This is a genomic window from Desulfofundulus sp. JL263-se (assembly GCF_056316025.1).
Map to the genome: position 1 here is coordinate 848205 of NZ_CM149993.1, position 23536 is coordinate 871740.

The following is a 23536-nucleotide window of genomic DNA, read 5'->3' on the forward strand; positions in this document are numbered from 1 at the left end:
GCACCTATTATTTCAGGGTAATTGTACTAATGTTTGATGTTGGAGGAGAGATAGTTAATGAATAAGTTCGATTATTTGATTATCGGTAATTCAGCGGGTGCCGTGGGATGCATAGAAGGGCTCAGAACAGTTGATAAAGCCGGTACTATAGCCGTTATTTCCGATGAAACTCACCATGTTTACTCACGGGCCCTTATTCCTTATTACCTGGACGGAAAAATTGATAAAGAAAAAATGTATTACAGGCCCCTGAATTTCTACAAGCGTGCCGGAACCACTCTTTTTTCAGGTAAAAAGGCCATCAAGGTGGATTTTGAGCGAAAAGAAGTGGAGCTGGACAGCAGTGAGAGGGTCGGTTACGGCAAGCTTCTCCTGGCCACCGGCGGAAAGCCGATTATTCCACCTGTCCCGGGCTTGGATAAAGAAAATGTCTTTACCTTTGTCAGCTATGATGATGCATTGAACATTGAAAAGTCGTTGCCCGGGACGAAAGATGCCGTGGTACTGGGCGGCGGGGTAATCGGCTTAATGGCTGCCGAAGTGCTTAAAAGGAAGGGCTTAAATGTTTATGTATTGGAGCTGGCTGAAAGGGTATTGGCCCCGGTAATTGATGAAACAGCTTCCGCCATAGTAGAAAAAACTTTTAAAGAGGCGGGAGTGGAAATATTTACTGGAACCACCATTCAAGAGATTCACGGCTCGGATTATGTGGAGAAAGTAACTTTAACGGACGGTACGGTTCTTCCCTGCGACCTTTTAATTGTGGGGGTTGGTGTAGCTCCCCGGGTAGAATTGGTGGAAGGAACGGAGATTGAAATCGCGCGGGGAATTGTGGTTAATAAAAAAATGCAGACTTCCATACCGGATGTTTATGCGTGCGGTGACTGTGCCTCCATTTACGATTTCATAAAAGGTGAAATCCGGCCCCTCCCCCTGTGGCCCAATGCTTACGCCGGCGGAAGGGTAGCCGCCTTTAACATGGCCGGTATAGAAAGGGAATATACCTGGGGAACAAGCATGAACTCTATGCACTTTTTTGATGTAAATATCATTAATGCCGGCCTAAATGTGGCCGGGAGTGATAATTATGAGGGGAATATTATTAAAAAATTAAACGAAGAAAAGAAAACTTACCGAAAATTTATCCTTAACCAGGAAGGCCATATCCAGGGATTCATTTTAGTTGGTGAAGTGGCCAGGGCCGGAATTTTTCTCAATCTCATGCGTAAAAAGGTTGATATACGCGGCTTTCAGGAGGAACTTATGGATGAAAGCTTCGGGTACAAAAATATGCCGGGTGAAATAAGGTGGCAGCTATTAAAAGATGATGTAATATTGGGAGTGGTTTAAGTGCTGGTACAAAAATATTACAAAAGTGAAAGGCTCATGCCGGATAAAGATATAGATAACTGCGGCCTTTTCGGGGTAATGGATATCAGCGGCAAGAGGTTTGGCGGTGAAATGGCCATTAACGCCATTAAGAATATGAAAGTAAGGGGCAACGGCCTGGGCGGAGGTTTTGCAATTTATGGCCTCTACCCTGAATACAAGGATTATTATGCCTTGCACGTTATGTTTCAAAACAAGAACTTGGAGGCTAAAAGAAAGACTGAGGAATTCCTGACAGAACATTTTTATGTGGTTTTTGACGAGGAAATCCCTACAAATCCTGAAGTTAACGTGTTTTCTCCTCCCCTGGTATGGCGGTATTTCGTCAAGCCGCAGAAAAAGAACGGAGAGCTGAACGTGTCCGATGACGAATATGTGGTTTCCAAGGTAATGCATATGAATACCGGCATTGAAGATGTTTATGTCTTTTCTTCGGGGAAAAACATGGGTGTTTTTAAGGGAGTTGGCTTCCCGGAAGAAATAGCCGAATATTTTATGCTGGACAAATTATATGAGGGATACATTTGGACGGTACACAGCAGGTTTCCTACCAATACACCGGGCTGGTGGGGGGGCGCCCATCCCTTTAGTATGCTGGACTGGACCGTGGTGCATAACGGGGAGATTTCCTCTTACGGAACTAACAGAAGGTTTTTAGAGCTGCATAATTTTTATTGCACCCTTTATACAGATACCGAAGTAATGGCCTATGCAGTTGACTTGTTAATGAGAAGACAAGGGCTGCCCATTGAAGTGGTTGCTAAAATTTTTGCGCCGCCCATGTGGGATGCCATCGAGCACATGGATAAAGAGGAAAAGGAATTTTATACAACTTTACGCATGACTTATGCACCTTTGCTGATGAACGGGCCCTTTACCGTAATTATCGCCCACCACAACGAGATGATTGGCCTCACGGACAGAATCAGGCTCCGTCCCATAACGGCGGGGGCAAAGGGTAACTTGGTTTTCCTTTCCTCTGAGGAAATGGCCATCAGGGCCGTTTGCCCGGATCTGGAACTGGCCTGGACACCCGCCGGCGGGGAGCCGGTAGTGGCAAGGTTAAATACCCAGGATCACTTGAAGAGCTTAAATAAATCCATTTGAAGGTGATAGTATGTATTCATATCTTTTACCTGAATTCACCGTAATGAGGATGGAAGATAGATGTATTCGCTGCCGGGCATGTGAAAGACAGTGTCCCAATCAAGTTCATTCTTATGATAAAGAACTGGATAAAATGTTTTCCTCGGAAGAAACCTGCGTGGGGTGTCAGAGGTGCGTTGTCCTGTGCCCGACCAATGCCCTTTCTGTTCGGCCACATACATCGGAATACCGGCCCAACAGCAGCTGGACCAGGGATAAACTGCAAAATGTGAAGAAGCAGGCCGAAACCGGGGGAGTAATCCTGACCGGGAGCGGTAACGATAAACCCTATAGAATTTACTGGGACCACCTGGTGTTGAACGCCTCCCAGGTGACCAACCCTTCCATTGACCCGCTGCGGGAGCCCATGGAGTTAAAAACCTTTTTGGGAAGAAAACCGGATACCCTCAAAATTAATATGGAAGGCAAGGTACCCAGGATTGAATCGGAACTTCATCCCAACGTACCGCTGGAGACTCCCATAGTTTTTTCGGCCATGTCCTACGGGGCCATTAGTTTTCGGGCTTATAAGTCCCTGGCTATGGCGGCGAAGGAGTTCGGCACTCTGTTTAATACCGGTGAAGGCGGCCTGCCCGTGGAAATGCGCGAGGAATACGGCTCAAACGCCATTGTTCAATGTGCCAGCGGCAGGTTCGGTGTGGACCAGGATTATTTAAACAGCGCGGCAATTATAGAAATTAAAATCGGCCAGGGGGCTAAGCCTGGTATAGGAGGTCACTTGCCCGGCGAGAAAGTTGCCGAGCACATTGCCCTGACCAGAATGATTCCCCAGGGAACCGATGCGCTGTCGCCGGCCCCCCAGCATGACATTTATTCCATTGAAGACCTGTCCATGTTGATTTATGCCCTGAAGGAAGCTACCAATTATGAAAAGCCCGTATCGGTAAAAATTGCCGCCGTGCATAATGTGGCGGCCATAGCCTCCGGAATAGTGAGGGCCGGGGCGGATATCGTGGCCATTGACGGGCTAAGGGGCGGCACGGGAGCCGCTCCGCTGGCCACCAGGGATAATGTGGGTATACCCATAGAACTGGCCCTGGCTGCCGTGGATAAGAGGCTCAGGGAAGAAGGTATCAGGCACAAGTGTTCCATTTTGGCTGCCGGGGGATTCCGGTGTTCCGCCGATGTGCTGAAAGCAATTGCCCTGGGGGCCGATGCCGTGTACATTGGCTCGGCAGCCCTGGTGGCCATGGGGTGCACCCTTTGCCAGAAGTGTTACACGGGCAAGTGTGCCTGGGGTATCTGCACCCAGGATCCCTACCTGGTTAAGAGATTGAACCCGGAAATTGCCAGTCAAAGGCTGATCAATCTTTTACGGGGATGGAGCCACGAAATTAAAGAAATGCTGGGTGGTATGGGCATTAACGCCATTGAGAGCCTGCGCGGCAACAGGGAGCACCTGCGCGGGGTAGGACTCGAGGAATGGGAACTGAACGTACTGGGAGTTAAAGGAGCGGGTGAATAAAAATGACTGGACTGAATGTAAAGTTTGGGTGGCGCGATAACTTTTTGGACGATATCAGGCCGGTGGAAGAACTTGCCGGGCGCGCAATTGTTGACGGAGCAAGGGCTGAAATAGATGCCACGGGCTTAAAACATAAAGAATTGAATGATTTGTTACTTTTCGTGGTAAAAAAGGGAGCCAGGGATATAGCAATTAACAATGTTTTCGGGCAAAGGTACATCGGCTCCCGCTTGTATCTCCCCCGGCCCGGGGACAAGGTGAAAATAGATATATATAGATTTCCCGGGAATGATTTAGGTGCATTCTTAAGCGGCCACCGGATAATTGTCCACGGCAATGCCCAGGACGGGGTGGGTAATACCATGGACAGCGGAGAAATTGTGGTTCACGGCCGGGCCGGGGACGTGGTGGCCATGTCCATGCGCGGCGGTAAAATATTTATCCGGGATAACGTTGGTTACCGGACCGCCATTCATATGAAAGAATATAAAGATAAAGTACCCGTTCTGGTAATCGGGGGAACGGCCCAGGACTTTTTCGGCGAGTACATGGCCGGCGGTATTGTGATTTTGCTCGGCTTAAATTTAAAAGAAAATGAAATGCATAAGGCCCATTATATAGGAACCGGGATGCACGGCGGCGTCATCTACTTGCGCGGCAGTGTAGAAAAGCATCAATTGGGTAAGGAAGTGGGGGTTCGCCCGCTGGATGACCGCGACTGGAAAATACTCAGGCAGTATGTAGAGGAATTTAGCGGGCATTTCGGGTTTGATGCCGGTGAAATCTTAAAAGGTAAATTCCAAAAACTCCTTCCCGTTTCCAAGCGGCCTTACGGGAAAATATATGCTTATTAAATATTGAGAATAAAAATATGGGTCCAGGTTTCAAACGCTTGAAAACAATTCGGTTTTTGTTCGCCTTTCTTATCTTCCTGCTGGTTGTGGGAGCGGCTGGTTTAGCCGCCCCCTTTTTATTCGTGCGCGAAATCCCCCAGGGGCTCACTGGGGAAGAAAAAATTGCCGGTCGAGTATGCCAGGTTGCAAGTTCGGCACGCAATTGGTGGCTCTCTGGAACCGTTTATCGCTTTGCGCCTGGAAGTAAAATCCATAAAGAAGGTCCCCGGCAGTTCATTTATACATTTAGCTATACCGGGTAAAGGCGTTGAGCGGTACGCTTTCGATAAAACCTATTTGGTGGCGATAGACGCTGTTACCTTTTTCGGTATCAGGTACAGCCGTTTTCTCGTTCGTTGTGATGAAGCACCGCGCCGGGGAGGAGTAGAGAGGTTACATTCAATAATCTAAAGAGGCATGTCTGCAACAGGGGTCTGCCTGCGTCCGGGCAGGTAAAACGGGAAGCGACCGGTGCCGGCAAAGATAAAAGAACTAGAGGCCGAAATCAAGCGCTTGAAGGAAGAGCCGCAAGAGTTCCGGGGCAGGATATATGATCCTTCTGGCAGATAATTTTTTCTTACCACCAAAACCCCGGAAACCCTGGAAAACGGGCATTTGGCCAAATCCCGTCTCTTCAGGTGCCGGTGCGCCCCGGGCGGTCCCGTGTCCGGAGTATGGTTCCCTGACTGCCCGCCAGCCTGCCCGACAAAAAACTACAAAAAATACTCGTTGCGCTTTTTTTTGCTATATGTTACATTACAGCAGGAATTGACAGGTAACGGTAGAAATGGAAGGCAGGTGATGGTGCGGGTTAAGATGGAAGTAAAAGGAACGCGGGTTTGTTAAAGTAGTGCGAATGTGTCGGGAATAAAAAAGTATGGGAAAACGAAAATCCCAGAATGAGGAGGGAGACATTTATGGCAGGGAGACCCGGCACCCGGTGGCGGGCGGTGCTGGTGGCGGTGCTGGCAGTGGTGCTACTGGCTGGCGGGAGTGGGATTTACACTATCGGTGCAAGAGCCAATAGTAGCATGGCGGCCCAGGAGACGAAAAGAAGTGTTGTAGACGAGATGATAGACCAGCACATCATGGAAATGCAGAAGATTGAAAAAGGCCGGAAAGTATTTGAAGATCTTCTCCGCGCCGAGAGTGGCAAGGTACCCGCCTACGGCACGGAAGAATACGTCAAACGTCTTCTTGAGTATGCTGATCCGGCAGGCAAGCTGCGCCGCCAGGATCCGGAAAAGTGGGAACTGATAGATGCTTATGCCTACGATTATTATGCCCGCAATATTCTGCCGCCAGTAGAACCGCCGGAAAAGGAGCCGCAGCAAGAGCCATCTGATATTCGGGTGCAGAGCGGCTCTTACAACCGTTCGGGGGCTGTAAACTATGCCCATAAATATGTCGGCAACCGCGACGACAACCCTTTTTATAAGAACTACAATCCTGCCTATCGCCCATTTACTGCAGTACCAACTTTGTTTCCCAGTGCCTCAAAGAAGGCGGCGGGATACCGATGGTTGATGCCTGGTGGCGGCCCTGGTGGGACAAAGATGACTGGTACTACTACCGCCACGGTAGCGATGCCTTTGACAGCAATAATGATGACGATTGGTCCTGGAGTTGGGTAAAGGTGAAGACCCTTCACTGGCACATCAGGAGCCGCTTGGGAACCCTGGTATCTTCGCCGAGTCAGCTGCAGTTAGGCGATATTGTCCAGCTTAATCTCGATGACAGCGACCCTACCAATGACCATTCTATGATCGTAACCAAGATCGATAGCGCAGGTAACAGGTATGTGACATACCATACCTACAACACACAGGACCGAAAACTAAGTGACATTCCTGGTACCAAGTACTACCTCCACATCACGTATTAGGAACACCTTGCCCTGGGTATTTTAGCCGGGGCAAGGTTACTCGTTTTTAGGGAGGGAATAGAATCTTGAAGCAATTTGGAATTTTTCTGGTACCCTTATTTATGCTAGTTTTTGTATCCGGGTGTCAGAAATACGATCCTGTCGAGACTCTGAAAGCCATTGCGGAGGTCTTCCCGGGGCTGTGCCTCCGGGCAAAAGAGTTACCTTGGATCGGATCCAGTACCTGGTTGAAGGCAATCCTTCTGAAATCGAAAAACTTGTCTGCCAGAGCAAGGTGCGGATTGTTTGGGAAGAAGGCGGCAAAAAATGGGAGAAAATCGTCAATGTTACTCCGGAGAAATAATGGAAAGCTGCGAAGGGAGATGTTGCTAGGACCTGCATTGAGCAAAGAATGAGAAACTTTATTTTGGATCCTAACAAGAACCATATTCGAACCTCCGCCTGGTTATGACCTTTTATCTGTATTCGGGCCATAAGTATGCGTTCACGTTTGAAACCGAAACTAGTGCAAACGTTATCGTGGCTGCTATGATGAGCGATTTTTATTCTAAAGAATTTGGCGGAACACAGCGAGAAATTTATTTTTGGAGTATGAAGTTGTCAATTAGGGAGGGCAACTCATAGATATTAAGATTGTTCTAACATTAGTATTGTTGCTAGGTTTAATTTACTACTTTTGCCAAGCGCGTGCTTCACGAAAAAACAAAAATAGGATTATCGACTTTTGGTAATCGGTGTTGTTTTTTTAGCGTCCCCAAAATTGAGTGCTTACATTGAAACAAGCTTCCCCTCTCAGCCTGCCGGAATCAATGACCCTTTTGAAATTGCCGGAATATTGATCTTTGCTTGCGGATGGGTAATTTTGATTGTCGAGAAATTTTGGAAAGGCCTCAAGGGAAACGATCGCGAGCACACTCCGCCAAACTAACTACCAGTCTCGGGATGCCTATACTAACAGCAACACTGGCTCCAGTACATAGGTCTGGTTCGGTTACGATTCCTCCAGATGTTCTTCCAGTACCCGCTTTCCTCTTAGAGCGCCTCTCCAGCGGCGCCAGCCAGCTTCGGTTTCCTGATAAATAGGTTCAAGGATGATCTTTTTTCCCACCAGCTTTACTTTTAACTCCTCCCCAGGTTTCAGGGAAAGATGCTCTCTGATTTTTTTAGGGAGCACCAGTTGTCCTTTGGAGGATAAGCGGACAGTTTCCACAGGCAAAAGCCTCCTTTCTTACTCATATTGTAAGACATCATGAGTGGAGAAGCAACCTTTTTGCCAGCAAAGGAGACGCCGGATTCACTATTTCCCGCAATGCCTTTCTTGGGAGGACTCCAACAATTTTGTCTCCCAGTACCTTATTGAAGGAAGGTGGCGGAATACCAATTTGTGAACGGTCGTCGACCAGAGCACAAACATCCCGGTCACTGAGTCCGTACTGATGCTTGAGGGCGATCATTCGCAATATTGCTTATTTAAGACCCCGGGCAGGGAGTTATCTGTCCGGGGTCTTATTTTTAGCGGATGATGACTTTATACTCCCGCAGCCAGGTATCAACCTGGATCAGATAGGCAAAAAGCTGCGGCCCGGTCATTAGTTGGCCATACCACGGCCGGTCAAAGGTATCCCCTTCCAGCCGGGTGAACTGGCGAACAGCATTTATATCCAGCAGCGGCCGCAGGGGTGAAGTACGGTCTTCAAGGAGCTCCGTGAGTAACTCTCTTACTGCCGCCAGGTAGGAGGGGTTGTGCGTTTTGGGATACGGGCTTTTTCTCCGGTACAATACATCCTTGGGTAGTACATCCCTGAGGGCCCGGCGCAGAATGCCTTTTTCCACTTGATCGCACTGCTTCATCCACCAGGGAATATTCCATACGTATTCTACCAGCCGGTGGTCACAGAAGGGTACCCGTACCTCCAGGCCGGTGGCCATGCTCATGCGGTCTTTGCGGTCCAGCAGGGTGGCCATAAACCACACCATGCTCAGGTAGCATATTTCCCGTAAACGGGCTTCCCGGGGTGCCTCACCCGGGAGGCGGGGCACTTCGGCCAGGGTTTCCCGGTACCGTCGGGTCATGTATTCCTCCGGGCGGATATGCTGTATCAATTCAGGTGAAAACAGGCGCATGCGTTCTGTCAATGAACGTGACCAGGGGAATGTTTCGGCATTTACTGCCTCCGGGTTTTTAAACCAGGGATAGCCGCCGAATATTTCGTCGGTACATTCCCCCGAAAGGGCTACCGTAGCCTCCTTCTTGATTTCCCGGCAAAACAGGTAAAGGGAGGAGTCTATATCAGCCATACCGGGTAAATCCCGGGCCTTGACGGCAGTAACCAGGGCGTCTACCAGCTGCGACGTATCGATAATTACAGAGTGGTGGCGGGTGCCGAGTAACTCAGAGACACGTTTAACCCAGTGGACATCGGAATTGGGTTGAAACTCGTTCGGCTTGAAATAGCGGTGGTTATCCGCGTAGTCCACGGAAAAAGTACGGACCGGGCCCAGCCCGGACCGGTGGTAAGCCTTGGCAGCAAAAGCCGTGATGGTGCTGGAGTCCAAGCCCCCTGATAAAAGAGTACAGACGGGCACGTCGGATACCAGCTGTCTTTCCACTGCATCCTGTACCAGTTCCCGTATTTTGCCGGCGGTAGTTTCCAGGTCACATTCATGAGGTTTACTTTCGAGGGTCCAGTACCGGTGTATATGTAGCCCGCTGCGGTTGTATACCAGGTAATGTCCAGGCCTGAGTTCCGAAATGCCGCGGAATATTCCGTGTCCCGGGGTGCGCCCAGGGCCCAGGACAAATATTTCGGCCAGCCCTTCTCTATCCACTTCCGGCTCAACCGCCGGGTGTGCTAAAAGGGCTTTCAGTTCGGAGCCAAAGAGGAATGCGCTGCCCCGCCGGGCGTAAAAAAGGGGTTTCACACCCAGCCGGTCCCGGCAGAGGAACAGGTATTGCTCGGGCTCCTGCCAGATAGCGAAAGCGAAAATACCGTTGAGGTATTGGAGGCAATCTTCAGACCATTCTATAAACGCTACCAGGAGTACTTCCGTGTCGCAGTGGGTTTGGAAAGTATATCCCCGCACCTCCAATTCTCTTCGCAATTCCAGGGTATTATATAGTTCGCCGTTGTAGCTAATTACGTATGTTTTATCCCCGCGCTGCCGGACCATGGGTTGTTTTCCGCCCTCAGGGTCTATAACACTGAGGCGCCGGTGTCCCAGGGCGGCATGTTTTGACAGCCAGATGCCGCAGTCATCCGGACCGCGATTTATTAATGTTTCAGTCATGCGGTTAATAACGGGCTGCTGGTCAGTAAGGTCCTTTTCCCAGTCAATCCAGCCGGTGATGCCACACATAAGAATATCCTCCCTTTATGGTGATTAACAAAAAAGGCGCCATGAGCGGTTTTACCACTCATGGCGCCTTTGCCAGAGTAAATTGCTATCAACTTTGATACGTTATATCTATATGCTTGATAAACTTAAAATGCATGTGATTCAGGGTAATTAATATTTTCCATACAGAAAAAATTTTTTTTGTTTTTTGGAAATTCCCCCTTGCAAATTAAGGAGTGCAGGCATACAATATGCAAAAAGAATACTTGATACGATGATGTGTCATTAACAGGTCAAAGAAGTCCTGGTACCTTATAGGGTGTCGGGGCTTTTTACTAAAATCCCTTTTCCCACCGGAGGGAAGACGGGCAAGGGCGCTCCACTGGGTAATAACACCCATGGGGCGCCCTTTCGTTTTTGGGAGATTAAAACTAATTTGTGCCGGAAATACGGTGCTGTATAGCGGCGAGGCAAGGATGCTTTTGAGGGGTGAAACGGCTTTTTAAAAGCATCCTTTTTCCTATGTAGGGAGTAATTAGTCCGCGCGGGCGAAAAAAGCAAAACCAAGTTTAAGGAGGGGGAAACATGAATAGTAAAATTGCAAGGTTTCTACTGGTCTTGTTATGTATGGGCCTTCTGTTTCCGGGCACTGCCCTGGCAGGGGAAGGCCCAACAGCCCAATCCAACGCCATTGCAATAGATACTGTTTGGGTTCTAATCACTGCTTATTTAGTATTTCTGATGCACGCCGGTTTTACCATGGTGGAGGCAGGTTTTACCAGAGCCAAGAATATCGTAAACATTATGATGAAAAATATGCTGACTATTTCCCTTGGGGCACTGTTCTTTTTCGCCGTAGGTTTCGGCCTGGCCTTCGGCGGTGATGCCGGTGGTTTCATAGGCATTAAGGGTTTCTGGTTAAAAGGTATTGAAGATCTCGATTTTGGCATTCCAATGCACGCATTCTGGCTTTTCCAGGCGGTCTTTTGTGCTACGGCGGCCACCATTGTTTCCGGGGCCATGGCCGAGCGCACCAAGTTCATAGCTTACATTCTCTATACTACAACAATTACCGCCTTTACCTATCCCGTGGTGGTGCACTGGGTATGGGGAGGCGGCTGGCTGGCGCAGATGGGCTTTACCGACTTTGCCGGGTCCACTGTGGTGCACGGTGTCGGCGGCTGGTCGGCCCTGATTGGCGCCTGGCTGGTTGGTGCCAGGCTGGGTAAATACGGTAAAAACGGAGAAGTCAGGGCTATTCCTGGTCATAATATTGCCCTGGGCACCTTGGGCACCCTGCTTCTCTGGTTTGGCTGGTTTGGCTTTAACCCGGGCAGTTCACTGGCCGGTACCGATCCCAACATTGGCCTGATTGCCACCACTACTATGCTGGCGGCCTGCGCTGGCACATTGGGGGCCATGATTTATACCTGGGTGCGGCACGGCAAGCCGGATATGACCATGATCTTAAACGGCGCCTTAGGAGGTCTAGTGGGTATTACAGCGGGTTGTGCCTTGGTCACGCCAGCGGGTGCAATAATAATCGGTTTTATTTGCGGAATAATGCTTCCCATTTCGGTATCTTTCTTTGATAGAGTAGCTAAAGTAGATGACCCGGTGGGCGCCATTTCGGTGCACGGAGTATGCGGTGCCATTGGCACTCTGGCTGTAGGCTTTTTGGCCGTGGACGGCGGGTTGTTCTACGGCGGTGGCGGCGCCCTGTTAGCCGCTCAAGCCACAGGTATAGTGGCCGTACTGGCCTGGACGTTGGGGCTGGGCCTCCTGGCCTGCAAGGTAATTAATACAGTGGTAGGCCTGAGGGTATCCCGCGAAGAGGAGATGGAGGGCCTGGACATTGGGGAACACGGTATGGAGGCTTACGCTGACTTTATGTTGCGTCCCATGGATGCCTTAGGGCTGAGCCAGAGCACCGCTGCTTTAGCAGGAAGCCGGGTAAATGTCAAAGAACCCAACTATACCCATGCAAATTAGTTTTAAAGTCGTCCCCTTACCATATCGGCCTCCCCTTGTGGGGAGGCCTCCGGGGATATAATTAGTGTAATTAGATTGATACCAGAGGAGCGTGTTTTTTATGACAAAAATTGAATGCATTATCAGGCCGGGGCAGCTGGAAACCGTAAAGGATGCTTTGGGTAGATTTGGTATCCACGGAATGACTGTTTCCCAGGTTATGGGCTGTGGCCTGCAGAAAGGTAGGACTGAAGTATACCGGGGCACGGAGTACAGCATTAACCTTCTTCCTAAAGTAAAGGTGGAAATTGTAGTCAGTGACCGGTACGTTGACCAGGTGGTGAACATCGTTAGTAAGGCTGCCAGAACCGGCGAAATCGGCGATGGTAAAATATTTACCAGCCGGGTGGAAGATGTTTTACGCGTCCGTACCGGCGAGAAAGGAGAGGATGCCCTGTAGAAGAGACCGGCAAGGAAGATACGGATAAAAATTGCGATAGTTCAGATTTTTAAAGGAGGCTTATGACAAGCTGGCCGGTGATGAAGTGATCAGGATACTTAATAAATAAACTCTGGTTTATTTTATAAACTAGAGGCTGTTGACAAAAACAAGTCAACAGCCTTTTATTTTATGGTAAAATTGAGTAAATAAGAATTAGGAGCGAACAAACATGTTAAAAAAACCAGAGTACCGCCAAGGACAACTGGAACTTGTTTGCCTGGAACAACTGGTACCTGAAGATCACTTGCTGAGGAAAATAAGTCGCTTCATAGACTTTAACTTCATAAGAGAAAAGGTCAAACACCTATATTGCCCGGATAACGGTCGTCCTTGTGTAGATCCCGTAATGCTTTTTAAAATGCTTTTTATTGGCTACCTCTTTGGCATAAGATCTGAACGGCAACTGGTTAAAGAAATAGAGGTTAACATAGCTTACCGTTGGTTTTTGGGCCTTTCCCTAACAGATAAAGTTCCTCATCATTCCACCATTAGCCAGAACCGGCGGCGTAGATTTAACGGCACAAATATTTGTCAGGAAATATTTGATGAAATAGTTATGCAAGCAATTAAGAAAGGACTAATAGATGGAAAAGAGTTATTTACGGACTCTACACATTTAAAGGCCAATGCCAACAAAAATAAATTCACACTCGAAAAAGTGAAACGTTCAACTCAAGCTTATTTGGAAGAACTGGAGCATTCAGTGGAGGATGATAGAAAAAAGCATGGAAAAAAGCCGTTGAAACCAAAAGAAGAACAACTTGAAAAAAACAAAGAAATACGGGTGAGCACCACGGACCCGGAAAGTGGCTACATGGTTAGGGACGGCAAACCCCAGGGTTTTTATTACCTTAACCACGTAACGGTTGATGGAAAGCTAAGCTTGATTACCGACGTATATGTTACCCCCGGAAATGTGCATGATTCTGCACCTTACATAGACCGTTTGGACCGTCAGATAAAGCGCTTTGGCTTTGAAGTGGAAGCAGTAGCCCTGGATGCCGGGTATTTAACCATGCCTATATGCCATGAACTGCAAAAAAGAGATATTTTTGCTGTTATAGCCCATCGACGTTACCATCCTAAGAAAGGCTTATTTCACAAATGGCAATTCAAATATGATAAGGAAAATGACTGCTATATATGTCCTGCCAAACAGAAACTTACCTACCGTACCACCAACCGCCAGGGGTTCCGGGAATATGTTTCAGACCCCCGGATATGCAAAATCTGCAAATATTTATCTAAATGCACCCATTCCAAAAGCTATACTAAAGTAATTACTCGACACGTTTGGGAAGATAGCAAAGACTGGGTAAGACAGAACCGCCTCAGTGAGCGGGGGAAAGCCTTATACAAAAGAAGAAAAGAAACTGTTGAGCGGAGTTTTGCTGATGCCAAAGAACTCCACGGGTTACGCTATGCCCGTTATAGGGGTAGAGCAAAAGTTATGGAACAGTGTTTATTGACAGCTGCCTGTCAGAATATGAAAAAGATGGCAAATTATCTCTGGAAGAGGGGTAACCCTCCTTTTTTACCACTGCTGGTTCGGATAATACAAAAGTTTTCGCAAAAGCAATTTAGCTTGAAATATGCAATGTAAAGTTAAACCCGGGGCAAAACCCGGGTTTGTCAGCAATCTCGGTTTATTTTATAAACTAGGGTTTTTGTGTTAAAAAGATAGGTCTTTTAACATTCAGCGGCAGGGAGGGAACCTCCCGCTAAATGAAGAATTTACTTCGTATCCAGTTGCATAAGAGGTGATCAACTCTGGCATACCGGGTTGAACAAGATCTAATTGGAAAAAAGAAAATTCCTGCAGAAGCTTATTACGGCATCCATACCGCCAGGGCGGCGGAAAATTTTAATGTTTCCGGGCAGAGGGTTCACCCTGAATTAATTAAGGCCCTGGCCGTAGTTAAGCAGGCCGCCGCTGAAACCAACATGGCGCTGGGGCTGCTGGATCATCAAATTGGCAGTGCAATTTTCCAGGCGGCAGCAGAGGTGGCGGAAGGCAAATTTGCCGATCAATTTATTGTGGATGCCCTGCAGGGTGGCGCAGGAACTTCTACCAATATGAATGTAAATGAAGTGATAGCTAACAGGGCCATTGAAATATTAGGCGGCACCAAGGGGGATTATTCGCTGGTTCACCCGGTTAATCACGTAAATATGTCGCAGTCTACCAATGACGTTTATCCTACCGCTCTGCGCATTGCCGCCATCAGGTTGCTGCAAGGCCTGTCTGAAGCTTGTGCGGAATTGCAGGGGGCATTGCAAGCTAAGGAGGCCGAGTTTGCCGGCATATTAAAGGTAGGTCGTACCGAAATGCAGGATGCCGTGCCCATTACCCTGGGACAAGAATTTTCCGCCTGGGCCGAAGCAATTGCCAGGGATCGGTGGCGCCTTTACAAGGTGGAAGAAAGGCTACGGCAAATTAATTTGGGGGGCACTGCGGTGGGCACCGGCCTGAATGCCGAGCCCCAATATATCTATTCGGTGGTCGAGCGGTTAAGGGCTTTGACGGGTCTGGGATTAGCCCGCAATGAAAATATGATTGACGGGACACAAAACGCCGATGTGTTTGTGGAGGTTTCCGGTTTAATCAAAGCATGTGCCGCCAGCCTGGCAAAAGTCTCATCTGATTTACGCTTGCTGTCCTCGGGGCCCAGGGCCGGCCTGGGTGAAATTAAATTACCCGACCTGCAGGCCGGTTCTTCCATAATGCCGGGAAAAGTTAACCCGGTGCTGCCGGAAATGGTTACTCAAGTGGCCTACCAGGTCATGGCCGGGGATTTGGCCATCACGCTGGCGGCCCAGGCCGGTCAGCTGGAGCTCAATGCCTTTTTACCCCTGGTGGCGGCAAATTTATTGCCGGCCATGGAAAGCTTGAGCAAGGCCGTGCACCTGCTGGCGGAGCGCTGTATTAAAGGTATCGAAGCTGTATCAGAAAAATGTCTTTCTCATTTACATAACAGTGTGAGTATAATAACCGTTATTTCGCCTCACGTTGGTTACGATGCGTCATCCGCTCTGGCCCAAAAAGCCCTGGAAACCGGGCGGCCGGTAAAAGAAGTAATTTTAGAGGCGGGTCTTTTCACCGAAACAGAGTTGGAGCAGTTGCTCAGCCCGAAGGAAGTCACCCGTCCGGGCATACCCGGCAAAAGAAATAAAAAAAGATCTTAACACCCGGGAGGTTAATTTATGGATAGTACACCAAGGGGGAACAGGTTGCATATTGCCATCTTTGGCCGCCGCAACGCCGGAAAATCAAGCCTCATAAATGCATTAACCAACCAGAATATTGCAGTTGTTTCCCATGTGCCGGGGACCACCACCGACCCGGTTTATAAAGCTATGGAGATACTGCCGGTGGGCCCGGTGATAATAATTGACACAGCTGGAATTGATGATACAGGTTATCTCGGGGAATTAAGGGTGCAGCGTTCCCGGGAAGTGCTGAACAAAGCCGATATGGTTCTCCTGGTTATTGATGCCCGTGAAGGTATAACGGAATATGACCTGGATATTGCTAAGAAGTGCCGGGAGAAAAAATTGCCTTTAGTGGCTGTGCTGAATAAAGTTGATATCCACCCGGTAACCGCGGAACAAATAAAAAAAACCGAGGATAAACTCGGTGTAAAGCCGGTAGTTGTAAGTGCCCTCACCAAGACAGGAATACCGGAGCTGAAGATTGCCATTGTCAGGAACGCTCCGCCAAAGTGGGATAAGCAAACTATCGTGGGTGATTTGCTTAACCCGGGGGATATAGCGGTTCTGGTGGTACCTATCGATTTGGCGGCCCCTAAAGGACGTTTAATTTTACCCCAGGTACAGACCATCCGTGATATTTTAGATCACGACGCCATGGCTTATGTGGTTAAGGAAAGGGAATTAAAAGAGTGCATGGCTACCTTAAGTAAAAAACCCAAGATTGTTATTACCGATTCCCAGGCCTTCTTAAAGGCCGATGCCGATACGCCGCCGGATGTATTGTTGACTTCCTTTTCCATCCTGTTTGCCCGTTATAAAGGGGACCTGGAAACTCTGGTGAAGGGGGCCAGGGCCATTGAAAAACTTAAGCCCGGTGATAAAGTTTTGATTGCCGAAGCCTGTACTCATCACCGGGTGGAAGATGATATAGGAACGGTAAAAATACCCCGCTGGCTGCGCCAAATTGTTGGCGGGCAGCTGGATTTTCACTGGAGCAGTGGCGGCCACTTTCCCGGTGATCTCGCGCAGTACAAGCTGGTGGTGCACTGCGGCGGGTGTATGATCAACCGCCGGGAAATGCTTTCCCGCATTATGCAAGTGCAGCAGGCCGGCGTTCCCATTGTCAATTACGGTGTTTGTATTGCCTACGTGCACGGTATTCTCAGGCGGGCACTGTCACCTTTTCCCCTGCTTCAGGAGATGTTGGATGAGTAATTATCTATAATGGGAAGAATGTCATTTAGATTTTGCAGCAAGAAATCGGGCTGATGGGCCAACAACTGCTCCTTGGTAGATATTCCCCAGGTTATCCCTGCCGTTTTTACAGCGGCGGCTTTACCGGCTTTTATATCATAAGGGCTGTCCCCAACAAAAAGAACATTTCGGGAATCAAGTTGTAAGAGCCTTAGTGCATTTTTTACCGGCTCAGGGTGAGGCTTATGTTGTTGACAGTCGTCAGAGCTGACAACTTCAGCAAAAAATTCCTGCAGCCCAAAAAACTTTAACTCTCTCAAGCAATTGACTCGGTTTTTGGAAGTTACCACTGCTAGCTTAAGACCTTTTTTCCTTAGCTGGTGCAAAACCTCCCGCACACCGGGGTATGCCCTGATGAGCCGGTCATGAAGCCGGTCATAAGCCTTATGATAAAGGCTCATGGCCTTTTTAACCTTATCCGGGGCAAACATGGCACAAATGTCTTTAAATGGGCGCCCTACTTGCTGCATAATTTTGGGAAGGGGTACATCCAAGCCCAATTCTTCGATAAAGGTGATGCGATAACATTCTTCAATTAGTGGCAAAGTATCTACCAGTGTCCCATCCAGGTCAAAAAGAATCCCTTTAATCATAGTTCACCAAGCTTTACATAAAAATATAATGTTATGGAGTAACTTTGGTTTCGATAAAAATTTGCATTTTCCTTTTTTAAAAAAGTTTTTACTACCCATATAATTTATTTTTTAAAAAGTCTTGACGTGAAACCAATATTTTTTAGTATAATTAAATAAATATAATTAAAAAAAAAAGGCGATGGGGTTCGCCTTTAATTACCACCGCTGGTGGTTGATGACCCCTACTAAAGGTAATTTTTAGTAGGGGTTTTTGTTTTTTGGTAGAAAATATTAAAAGAAACAGGAGGTAGGAAATGAAAATTATAGCAATTGCAGTTGCAGGCATGTGTGGGGCCCTGGCCCGCTACTTTTTGTCGGGATGGATTTCATCTATAAATGGCAGTAGCTTTCCTTACGGCACGCTGGTGGTGAATATTATAGGTAGTTTTTTAATAAGTTTTATTACCATTTTGTTAGTTGAAAAGCTGGCTGTGGATCCCATTTGGCGAGTGTCAATTACAATTGGTTTTTTAGGTTCTTTTACCACCTTTGCAACCTTTGAGTATGAAACACTGCGCCTGCTTCAAAACGGGTTAACTTGGCTGGCTTTGGGTAATATTTTGGGCAGCGTAACCCTGGGGTTGGGTGCTGTTTCCCTTGGTTTCTTAGTTGCAAGAGCGCTTTAGAAAGGAATGTCAATTTATGGTTAAGATTAGCGAGAAGTCGAAACTTTTACCCAGGTTAGAAGAGATGATAACGGAAGAATTAATCCCATAATACAAGACGTTGACGTTATCAAATATCGCCCCAATATAAAGAAATAATATCTTTAAGACATATGAAAAATTATTAAAAATTCAAAAAATTATATTGCATTTAACTATTGTTATTGATATTATAGTAATACTCCAAAATAAATAATGCTGTTGCGTCAACGGGGACGCAAAAATAGGCAAAGAAGCCCTCACTGGTTTGCAGTGGGGGTTTTTGTGTTTTTAGTATAAAGCCTTTGACGGAAAAATTTCTTAAAAAAGGAGGGATGTAGGATGACGGGATGTCCTATTGCTTATGCCCATCCATGTAGTTCTTGTGCTCAATTTGGAAACTGTGCCCCCAGCCAGGCGGTGGAAAAGTTAAACCAGTTGGAGGCCCTCGTGAATGAATTAAAGGAAATGGTAATTCAGATGCAAAAACCGAGCCAGGTTAGCGGTAATGACAAAAATTAGAGTTGGAAAAGGGTTGCATTTTTAACTGGCTAAGTATATAATTAACATAACAATATGGATGCCAAGGTACAATGATGTATCTTAGTTAGGCAATGATGCCCTCTCCGGTATACTTTTCTCTGGGGGAGGGCATTTTTGTTATATAATTGCTATATGGGAGGCACTCTCATGCGCCAACGAAGGGTGGTTCTAGCGGACAGTGATGCCACCTCGCGAAATAAAATTAAGGCTTTGATAATGCAGCTAGGATACACCGTGGTGGGAGTGGCCGGGGACGGGGTAACAGCCCTGAAACTGGTTAGGGCCAGACAGCCGGAGCTTGTGGTGCTGGAAACATCCCTGCCCGGGATGGACGGCCTGCAAGTGGCTGAGATTGTTTGGGAAGATAGATTGGCCCCCGTGATATTAATAACTTCTTATATTGACCAGACCATTCTGGAGAAAGCCAAGGCGGCCAGGGGGGCTGCTTTATTACAAAAGCCGGTGGATGAAGTTTCTCTGTTACCGGCTATGGAACTAGCCAGAAGCAATTTTGAGGAATTATGCAGGGCAGAAGATAAAATTAAGGAATTAAAGGAGGCACTGGAAACCAGGAAAGTTGTTGAAAGGGCTAAAGGTATTTTAATGGAGACCTTGGGGCTTACAGAAGCGGAGGCCTTCAGGCGCATGCAAAAGCAAAGTATGAATAAACGGGTTTCTATGCGGGCAATAGCCGAAGCGGTCATAATGGCCCACAACTTAAAACAGTAGTACAAAGGAGTACAATTTAAGGCAATGGCGCCTTCTTCGGGATTTGTAAATAATCCTGAGGGGGCGTTTTATTGTTTTAAAACAAATGGAGAGGTGGAAATTGATATGCATCATGAACAAAAAAGTGAATTAATAAGTAAAGCCCGGGAAGCGGGTGTTAAATTCATACGCTTGCAGTTTACGGACATTTTAGGAGTTTTAAAAAATGTTGCCATACCAATTGACCAGCTGGAAAAGGCCCTGGATGGGGAATTAATGTTTGACGGTTCCTCCATTTTGGGGTTTACTCGGATTGAAGAGTCCGACATGTATTTACGTCCGGATCCGAATACTTTTCAGATATTTCCGTGGCGCCCCAAGGAAGGGGCTGTAGCCCGTTTGATATGTGATATTTATAATCCCGACGGCACTCCTTTTGAAGGGTGTCCGAGAAATGCCCTTAAAAAGGTTTTGGCTAAAGCTGCAGAAATGGGCTATACCATGCAGGTGGGACCTGAGCTTGAATTTTTCCTCTTTTACGTGGATGAAGAGGGCCTTCCCACACTAAAAACTCATGATAAGGCCGGGTATTTTGACTTGACACCCGTGGACCTGGGGGAAGATGCCCGCAGGAGCATTATCCTTACTCTGGAAGAAATGGGATTTGAGATAGAGGCTTCTCACCACGAAGTGGCTCCTGGACAGCATGAAATTGACTTTAAGTATTCCGACGCCTTGGATACTGCTGACAAAATTGCAACTTTTAGGTTTGTGGTACGTACCATTGCCCAGAGACATGGTCTTCACGCAACCTTTATGCCCAAGCCTGTTTTCGGTATAAACGGCAGCGGCATGCATACAAATCAATCCTTGTTCAAGGGCAATGAAAATGCTTTTTATGATCCTAAAGATCCCCGCCAGCTTAGTCCCATAGCATATAGTTATATAGCCGGCCTGCTTAAACATGCACCGGCCCTGGCGGCAATTACCAACCCGACGGTAAATTCTTATAAGAGGCTGGTGCCGGGTTACGAGGCTCCCGTTTATGTAGCCTGGAGTGAACGTAACAGGAGCCCGTTAATTCGCATTCCTGCCAAGAGGGGTATGAGTACCAGGGTAGAATTACGCAATCCCGATCCTTCTTGTAACCCGTACCTGGCCATAGCAGCTATGTTAAATGCCGGGCTGGACGGGATACAAAACAACCTTCAGCCCCCGGAGCCCTGCGACCGTAACATATATAAAATGACTTCCGAGGAGCTCAAAGAAAACAATATCCTAAGTTTACCTGCTAATCTCCGGGAGGCCTTGGACAGACTGGATGAAGACCCTGTGATCATTGATGCTCTGGGAGATCATATATATAAAATTTACAAGCAATTAAAGTTGAAAGAGTGGGATTGTTATAGAACTCAGGTACACCAGTGGGAAGTTGATAATTACCTAGAAATGTTCTAGGTTAAAAGTTTCAAAAGTTTTTTTCCATCCTCCTTAGCCCCCAGGCGGTAAATTTTTTTCTGCCGGGGGCTTTTTTTGTAAAAAAATTGCCCGGCATTTGGGGGGAAATGCCGGGTGAAAAATGGTATGCTCCAACACCCGGCGTTAATACCGGGTGTTGGGCACGGAGAAAGTATAAGTTATGCCAGGAGGTTTAGAGATGTAAACCAACATCGGTGAATGGTATCATTCACCGATACTTAATTTACATTAACGGATCCATGGTTAAGGCCGGGTGGCCTTTTTCTTCCAGGAAGGGCAGTATTTCTTCTCCGCTGGTGCCCACTGTCTCATCGGCAATTTTGTCCACAAAGTCCTTGCCCAAACCTTCCCGCTCGGCTGCTTCTTCCAGCATTTCCCGCAGTTCTTCCTTCAGTGCCTTGGGCATCCAGACCAGGCGGGCCAGCCCGCCGTCGGCAGGAACGAACTTGGGCGAGCCAAGATATGACTTGGCGATACCCATGAACCCGGGCATCTGGGCGCCGCCTCCTATGGTCCCGGCCAGGGTACTGAAGGTCATTCCGGACGGGGTCATGCCGGAGTGCTCGCGGTTAACTACCATGAAGCCGTTGCACTCGGGAACCATGGCCAGGATGCACTCAAAGCAGCCGCAGGAGGTCATGGGATGCTCCATGATGGTGTAGAAATTAACGGCTTCGACACTGCGCTGCGAGTTTTTATAGACGAAGTCGTTAAAGGATTTCCACTGACCTTTGACCTCGTCGATAACGCCCTCCTTGGGAATGGGCTGGTTGTTGCCGTGCGGGTTAATTTCATAGGCCGCCTTGGCATCCAGCCAGCTTACGGCACCGCACAGTCCCACCCGCTCGGGGGCGATAACGCAAACATGGGTGGGGGCGAAGGACTGGCACAGGGTGCAGGAGTAGAAGGTATCCACCTTTTCGTCCTTCAGTTCTTTCAGGCGCTCGTCCCGCCTCTGGTAGTACTTCCGGGCCACTTCCCGCATCTCCAGGACTTTTTCCTCATCGGTATAAATGGTGACCTGTACCCGGTCTACGATGGAGGCAAATTCAGCCTTGAATTTGGCGTATAGTATATCGCCTATATGTTTCAGGCGGAATCCCTTTCCAAAGGCATCCTTGCTGATGCGCACCCACATGATGTCCCTCTGGCCCACGTGCCACAGGCCTTCACCGTAGTTGGTAAAGTAGTGGATCTGGCGCTCGAGAACGGGTTCGAAGTCTTCCTGGAACTTCTTGCCGTATATGTCAACCACTATACCCAGGGGCATGCGGCCGCCGGCTTCTACGGTGTCGATATCGGGGCCGATGAGTTCAATCTTGCCGTCTTCCACTTCGTTTTCACCGGCCATGCGCACCAGCTCGAAGCTGGGAGTCTTGGTCCCGCCGAACTCCACGTACATGTCCTTCTTGCGGATGCTCTCGCCCTCGAAGGCGGGGCCGATGGTGATGGGTACGTCGATGCTGATGGATGTAATCTTAACTCCACGGGTCTCCAGGGCCTTCTGGACGATCTTATCGTAATCCGGCTCACTGATAAACCAGTCGGGAATCTGCTTGTCTTCCGGGAGTTCCTGGTCGGTTATAACGGGGAAACCTACGTTAATGCAGCCCATGGCGGCAGCGGTTTTTACCATGTCGTGCTCGCCCAGGTAGAGCACGAAGGCTAGAATCCTGTCGCGCTGGTACTGGCGCTGTGCGTCATAATCTCCCGGCTTGATGCCGCCGAACATCATGCCGGCCCGGAGGGCGTAGTTGGCCGCGTGCACCACCTGGGTGAAGTTGCCCAGGGGATAGGCTATATAGTCAACGCCCAGCTTGACGTTTTCTTCCAGGAGTTGTTCTATAATTTCATCGCAGAGGAAGATCATGAGGCCCTTACCCATTAAGTCGTCGACTATTTTTTTGGCTGCCTTGGAGTCCTTGGCCCGGCCGAGAATTACGGCCTCACCCGGGATGGTCCAGTCAACCATCTTGATGCCGTACTGGCGGACCACCGGGTCGCCGATGAACCCGGTCCACGGTGGAACGTGCAGCGGGTTTTCCGGGCTGTGCTTCAGGTAGCGCACGGCCTCGATAATCTCTGCCGCGTACCAGGTGGCTTCACCCCACTTGCGGGCGTTTGCAAAGGTTTTTTCTTCTTTGACGGCGTGGCGCATGCGGTTTAACACCGGCACGCAGTCACCCAGGGTTTTGATTTCTTCACCGCTCAGGCAGCGGATTACGGGCAGGTAGTAGGCGGTATCGGGGTATCCTACCGGATGATCTTCACCATATTGGCGAATGGCCTGGTTAAGCAGTATTTCTGCGTAGCTGAGTGCGGTTATGGTACCTTCATAGGCTTCTTTAAAAAGCCTTTTCGGCTCTTTGCCCGGTTCTATGGCACCTTCGAACAGCTTGTCAAAGCCAGTGGCTTCGGTCATTTTCTTTCCTCCCTTCGACCTGGGAATCCC

At 48.3% G+C, this 23536-nt stretch carries 21 protein-coding genes and 1 riboswitch; of the genes, 17 read left to right on the forward strand and 4 right to left on the reverse strand.

What is annotated here, in order from left to right; all coding sequences use genetic code 11:
* Window positions 1–57 precede the first annotated feature (57 nt).
* The 8 genes from ACX4JR_RS04335 (at window position 58) to ACX4JR_RS04370 (ending at window position 7142) form a co-directional block, all read left to right on the forward strand.
* Window positions 58–1350, forward strand: a complete 1293-nt coding sequence (locus ACX4JR_RS04335) for an NAD(P)/FAD-dependent oxidoreductase (protein ID WP_476059822.1) — start codon at window positions 58–60, stop codon at window positions 1348–1350.
* Window positions 1351–2496, forward strand: coding sequence for a class II glutamine amidotransferase (locus ACX4JR_RS04340; RefSeq protein WP_476059823.1), 1146 nt, complete (start codon window positions 1351–1353; stop codon window positions 2494–2496). It begins immediately after the preceding gene.
* Between the two features lie 10 nt (window positions 2497–2506).
* On the forward strand, window positions 2507–4021 hold the full coding sequence (locus ACX4JR_RS04345; RefSeq protein ID WP_476059824.1) for a glutamate synthase-related protein: 1515 nt from the start codon (window positions 2507–2509) through the stop codon (window positions 4019–4021).
* Between the two features lie 2 nt (window positions 4022–4023).
* Complete coding sequence (locus ACX4JR_RS04350; protein ID WP_476059825.1) at window positions 4024–4875, forward strand: GltB/FmdC/FwdC-like GXGXG domain-containing protein; 852 nt, start codon at window positions 4024–4026, stop codon at window positions 4873–4875.
* A gap of 162 nt (window positions 4876–5037) precedes the next feature.
* Window positions 5038–5325 (forward strand): hypothetical protein, encoded by a 288-nt coding sequence (locus tag ACX4JR_RS04355; RefSeq protein WP_476059826.1) that lies wholly within the window; start codon window positions 5038–5040, stop codon window positions 5323–5325.
* Between the two features lie 506 nt (window positions 5326–5831).
* Window positions 5832–6548, forward strand: coding sequence for a hypothetical protein (locus ACX4JR_RS04360; protein ID WP_476059827.1), 717 nt, complete (start codon window positions 5832–5834; stop codon window positions 6546–6548).
* A complete protein-coding gene (locus ACX4JR_RS04365; RefSeq protein WP_476059828.1) occupies window positions 6434–6799 on the forward strand; it encodes an amidase domain-containing protein in 366 nt (121 codons plus the stop codon). The genes ACX4JR_RS04360 and ACX4JR_RS04365 overlap by 115 nt, the downstream gene beginning before the upstream one ends.
* A 181-nt stretch (window positions 6800–6980) precedes the next feature.
* On the forward strand, window positions 6981–7142 hold the full coding sequence (locus ACX4JR_RS04370; RefSeq protein WP_476059829.1) for a hypothetical protein: 162 nt from the start codon (window positions 6981–6983) through the stop codon (window positions 7140–7142).
* A 648-nt stretch (window positions 7143–7790) separates the two neighbouring features.
* Here ACX4JR_RS04370 and ACX4JR_RS04375 read toward each other — a convergent pair.
* Both ACX4JR_RS04375 and asnB read right to left on the reverse strand, forming a co-directional pair.
* The gene (locus tag ACX4JR_RS04375) at window positions 7791–8009 is read right to left on the reverse strand and encodes an AbrB/MazE/SpoVT family DNA-binding domain-containing protein (protein WP_476059830.1); all 219 of its coding nucleotides are present in this window, start codon (window positions 8007–8009) and stop codon (window positions 7791–7793) included.
* Between the two features lie 302 nt (window positions 8010–8311).
* Entirely contained in the window at window positions 8312–10156 is a 1845-nt protein-coding gene (gene asnB, locus ACX4JR_RS04380; protein WP_476059831.1) for an asparagine synthase (glutamine-hydrolyzing), read from the reverse strand.
* Window positions 10157–10720: 564 nt separating this feature from the next.
* Between asnB and ACX4JR_RS04385 the strand changes: the two genes are divergently transcribed.
* The 5 genes from ACX4JR_RS04385 (at window position 10721) to hydF (ending at window position 17036) form a co-directional block, all read left to right on the forward strand.
* Window positions 10721–12127 carry an ammonium transporter gene (locus ACX4JR_RS04385; RefSeq protein ID WP_476059832.1) on the forward strand — a complete coding sequence of 469 codons (1407 nt, stop codon included), beginning with the start codon at window positions 10721–10723 and terminating at the stop codon, window positions 12125–12127.
* 100 nt (window positions 12128–12227) lie between these two features.
* Window positions 12228–12566, forward strand: coding sequence for a P-II family nitrogen regulator (locus tag ACX4JR_RS04390; protein ID WP_476059833.1), 339 nt, complete (start codon window positions 12228–12230; stop codon window positions 12564–12566).
* Between the two features lie 211 nt (window positions 12567–12777).
* Entirely contained in the window at window positions 12778–14211 is a 1434-nt protein-coding gene (locus ACX4JR_RS04395; RefSeq protein ID WP_476059200.1) for an IS1182 family transposase, read from the forward strand.
* 167 nt (window positions 14212–14378) lie between these two features.
* Window positions 14379–15794 carry an aspartate ammonia-lyase gene (locus ACX4JR_RS04400; RefSeq protein WP_476060468.1) on the forward strand — a complete coding sequence of 472 codons (1416 nt, stop codon included), beginning with the start codon at window positions 14379–14381 and terminating at the stop codon, window positions 15792–15794.
* An 18-nt stretch (window positions 15795–15812) separates the two neighbouring features.
* Window positions 15813–17036 carry a [FeFe] hydrogenase H-cluster maturation GTPase HydF gene (hydF, locus tag ACX4JR_RS04405; protein WP_476059834.1) on the forward strand — a complete coding sequence of 408 codons (1224 nt, stop codon included), beginning with the start codon at window positions 15813–15815 and terminating at the stop codon, window positions 17034–17036.
* Here the strand turns inward: hydF and ACX4JR_RS04410 are convergent.
* Window positions 17015–17668: an HAD family hydrolase gene (locus ACX4JR_RS04410; RefSeq protein ID WP_476059835.1), complete on the reverse strand. Its 654-nt coding sequence runs from the start codon at window positions 17666–17668 to the stop codon at window positions 17015–17017. The genes hydF and ACX4JR_RS04410 overlap by 22 nt on opposite strands.
* Before the next feature lie 168 nt (window positions 17669–17836).
* Window positions 17837–17902: riboswitch (Fluoride riboswitch) on the forward strand.
* Between the two features lie 62 nt (window positions 17903–17964).
* On the opposite strand from ACX4JR_RS04410, the gene crcB reads away from it, so the two are divergent.
* The 4 genes from crcB to glnA all read left to right on the forward strand — a co-directional run bounded on the left by crcB (window position 17965) and on the right by glnA (window position 21063).
* Window positions 17965–18336: a fluoride efflux transporter CrcB gene (gene crcB, locus ACX4JR_RS04415; RefSeq protein ID WP_476059836.1), complete on the forward strand. Its 372-nt coding sequence runs from the start codon at window positions 17965–17967 to the stop codon at window positions 18334–18336.
* Between the two features lie 360 nt (window positions 18337–18696).
* Window positions 18697–18876 (forward strand): hypothetical protein, encoded by a 180-nt coding sequence (locus ACX4JR_RS04420; protein ID WP_476059837.1) that lies wholly within the window; start codon window positions 18697–18699, stop codon window positions 18874–18876.
* Between the two features lie 168 nt (window positions 18877–19044).
* The gene (locus ACX4JR_RS04425) at window positions 19045–19626 is read left to right on the forward strand and encodes an ANTAR domain-containing response regulator (protein ID WP_476059838.1); all 582 of its coding nucleotides are present in this window, start codon (window positions 19045–19047) and stop codon (window positions 19624–19626) included.
* Between the two features lie 105 nt (window positions 19627–19731).
* On the forward strand, window positions 19732–21063 hold the full coding sequence (gene glnA, locus ACX4JR_RS04430) for a type I glutamate--ammonia ligase (RefSeq protein WP_476059839.1): 1332 nt from the start codon (window positions 19732–19734) through the stop codon (window positions 21061–21063).
* A 244-nt stretch (window positions 21064–21307) separates the two neighbouring features.
* Here glnA and acsB read toward each other — a convergent pair whose 3' ends face one another.
* The gene (gene acsB / locus ACX4JR_RS04435; protein ID WP_476059840.1) at window positions 21308–23506 is read right to left on the reverse strand and encodes an acetyl-CoA decarbonylase/synthase complex subunit alpha/beta; all 2199 of its coding nucleotides are present in this window, start codon (window positions 23504–23506) and stop codon (window positions 21308–21310) included.
* Window positions 23507–23536: the final 30 nt, after the last annotated feature.

What these genes read in the sequence shown, in the direction of transcription:
- asnB (WP_476059831.1), bottom strand. Translation starts at nt 10,156, where the DNA reads ATGTGTGGCATCACCGGCTGGATTGACTGGGAAAAGGACCTTACTGAC.
- acsB (WP_476059840.1), bottom strand. Translation starts at nt 23,506, where the DNA reads ATGACCGAAGCCACTGGCTTTGACAAGCTGTTCGAAGGTGCCATAGAA.
- ACX4JR_RS04390 (WP_476059833.1), top strand. Translation starts at nt 12,228, where the DNA reads ATGACAAAAATTGAATGCATTATCAGGCCGGGGCAGCTGGAAACCGTA.
- ACX4JR_RS04335 (WP_476059822.1), top strand. Translation starts at nt 58, where the DNA reads ATGAATAAGTTCGATTATTTGATTATCGGTAATTCAGCGGGTGCCGTG.
- ACX4JR_RS04345 (WP_476059824.1), top strand. Translation starts at nt 2,507, where the DNA reads ATGTATTCATATCTTTTACCTGAATTCACCGTAATGAGGATGGAAGAT.
- ACX4JR_RS04350 (WP_476059825.1), top strand. Translation starts at nt 4,024, where the DNA reads ATGACTGGACTGAATGTAAAGTTTGGGTGGCGCGATAACTTTTTGGAC.
- ACX4JR_RS04420 (WP_476059837.1), top strand. Translation starts at nt 18,697, where the DNA reads ATGACGGGATGTCCTATTGCTTATGCCCATCCATGTAGTTCTTGTGCT.
- ACX4JR_RS04365 (WP_476059828.1), top strand. Translation starts at nt 6,434, where the DNA reads ATGGTTGATGCCTGGTGGCGGCCCTGGTGGGACAAAGATGACTGGTAC.
- ACX4JR_RS04425 (WP_476059838.1), top strand. Translation starts at nt 19,045, where the DNA reads ATGCGCCAACGAAGGGTGGTTCTAGCGGACAGTGATGCCACCTCGCGA.
- ACX4JR_RS04385 (WP_476059832.1), top strand. Translation starts at nt 10,721, where the DNA reads ATGAATAGTAAAATTGCAAGGTTTCTACTGGTCTTGTTATGTATGGGC.
- hydF (WP_476059834.1), top strand. Translation starts at nt 15,813, where the DNA reads ATGGATAGTACACCAAGGGGGAACAGGTTGCATATTGCCATCTTTGGC.
- ACX4JR_RS04410 (WP_476059835.1), bottom strand. Translation starts at nt 17,668, where the DNA reads ATGATTAAAGGGATTCTTTTTGACCTGGATGGGACACTGGTAGATACT.
- ACX4JR_RS04360 (WP_476059827.1), top strand. Translation starts at nt 5,832, where the DNA reads ATGGCAGGGAGACCCGGCACCCGGTGGCGGGCGGTGCTGGTGGCGGTG.
- crcB (WP_476059836.1), top strand. Translation starts at nt 17,965, where the DNA reads ATGAAAATTATAGCAATTGCAGTTGCAGGCATGTGTGGGGCCCTGGCC.
- glnA (WP_476059839.1), top strand. Translation starts at nt 19,732, where the DNA reads ATGCATCATGAACAAAAAAGTGAATTAATAAGTAAAGCCCGGGAAGCG.
- ACX4JR_RS04395 (WP_476059200.1), top strand. Translation starts at nt 12,778, where the DNA reads ATGTTAAAAAAACCAGAGTACCGCCAAGGACAACTGGAACTTGTTTGC.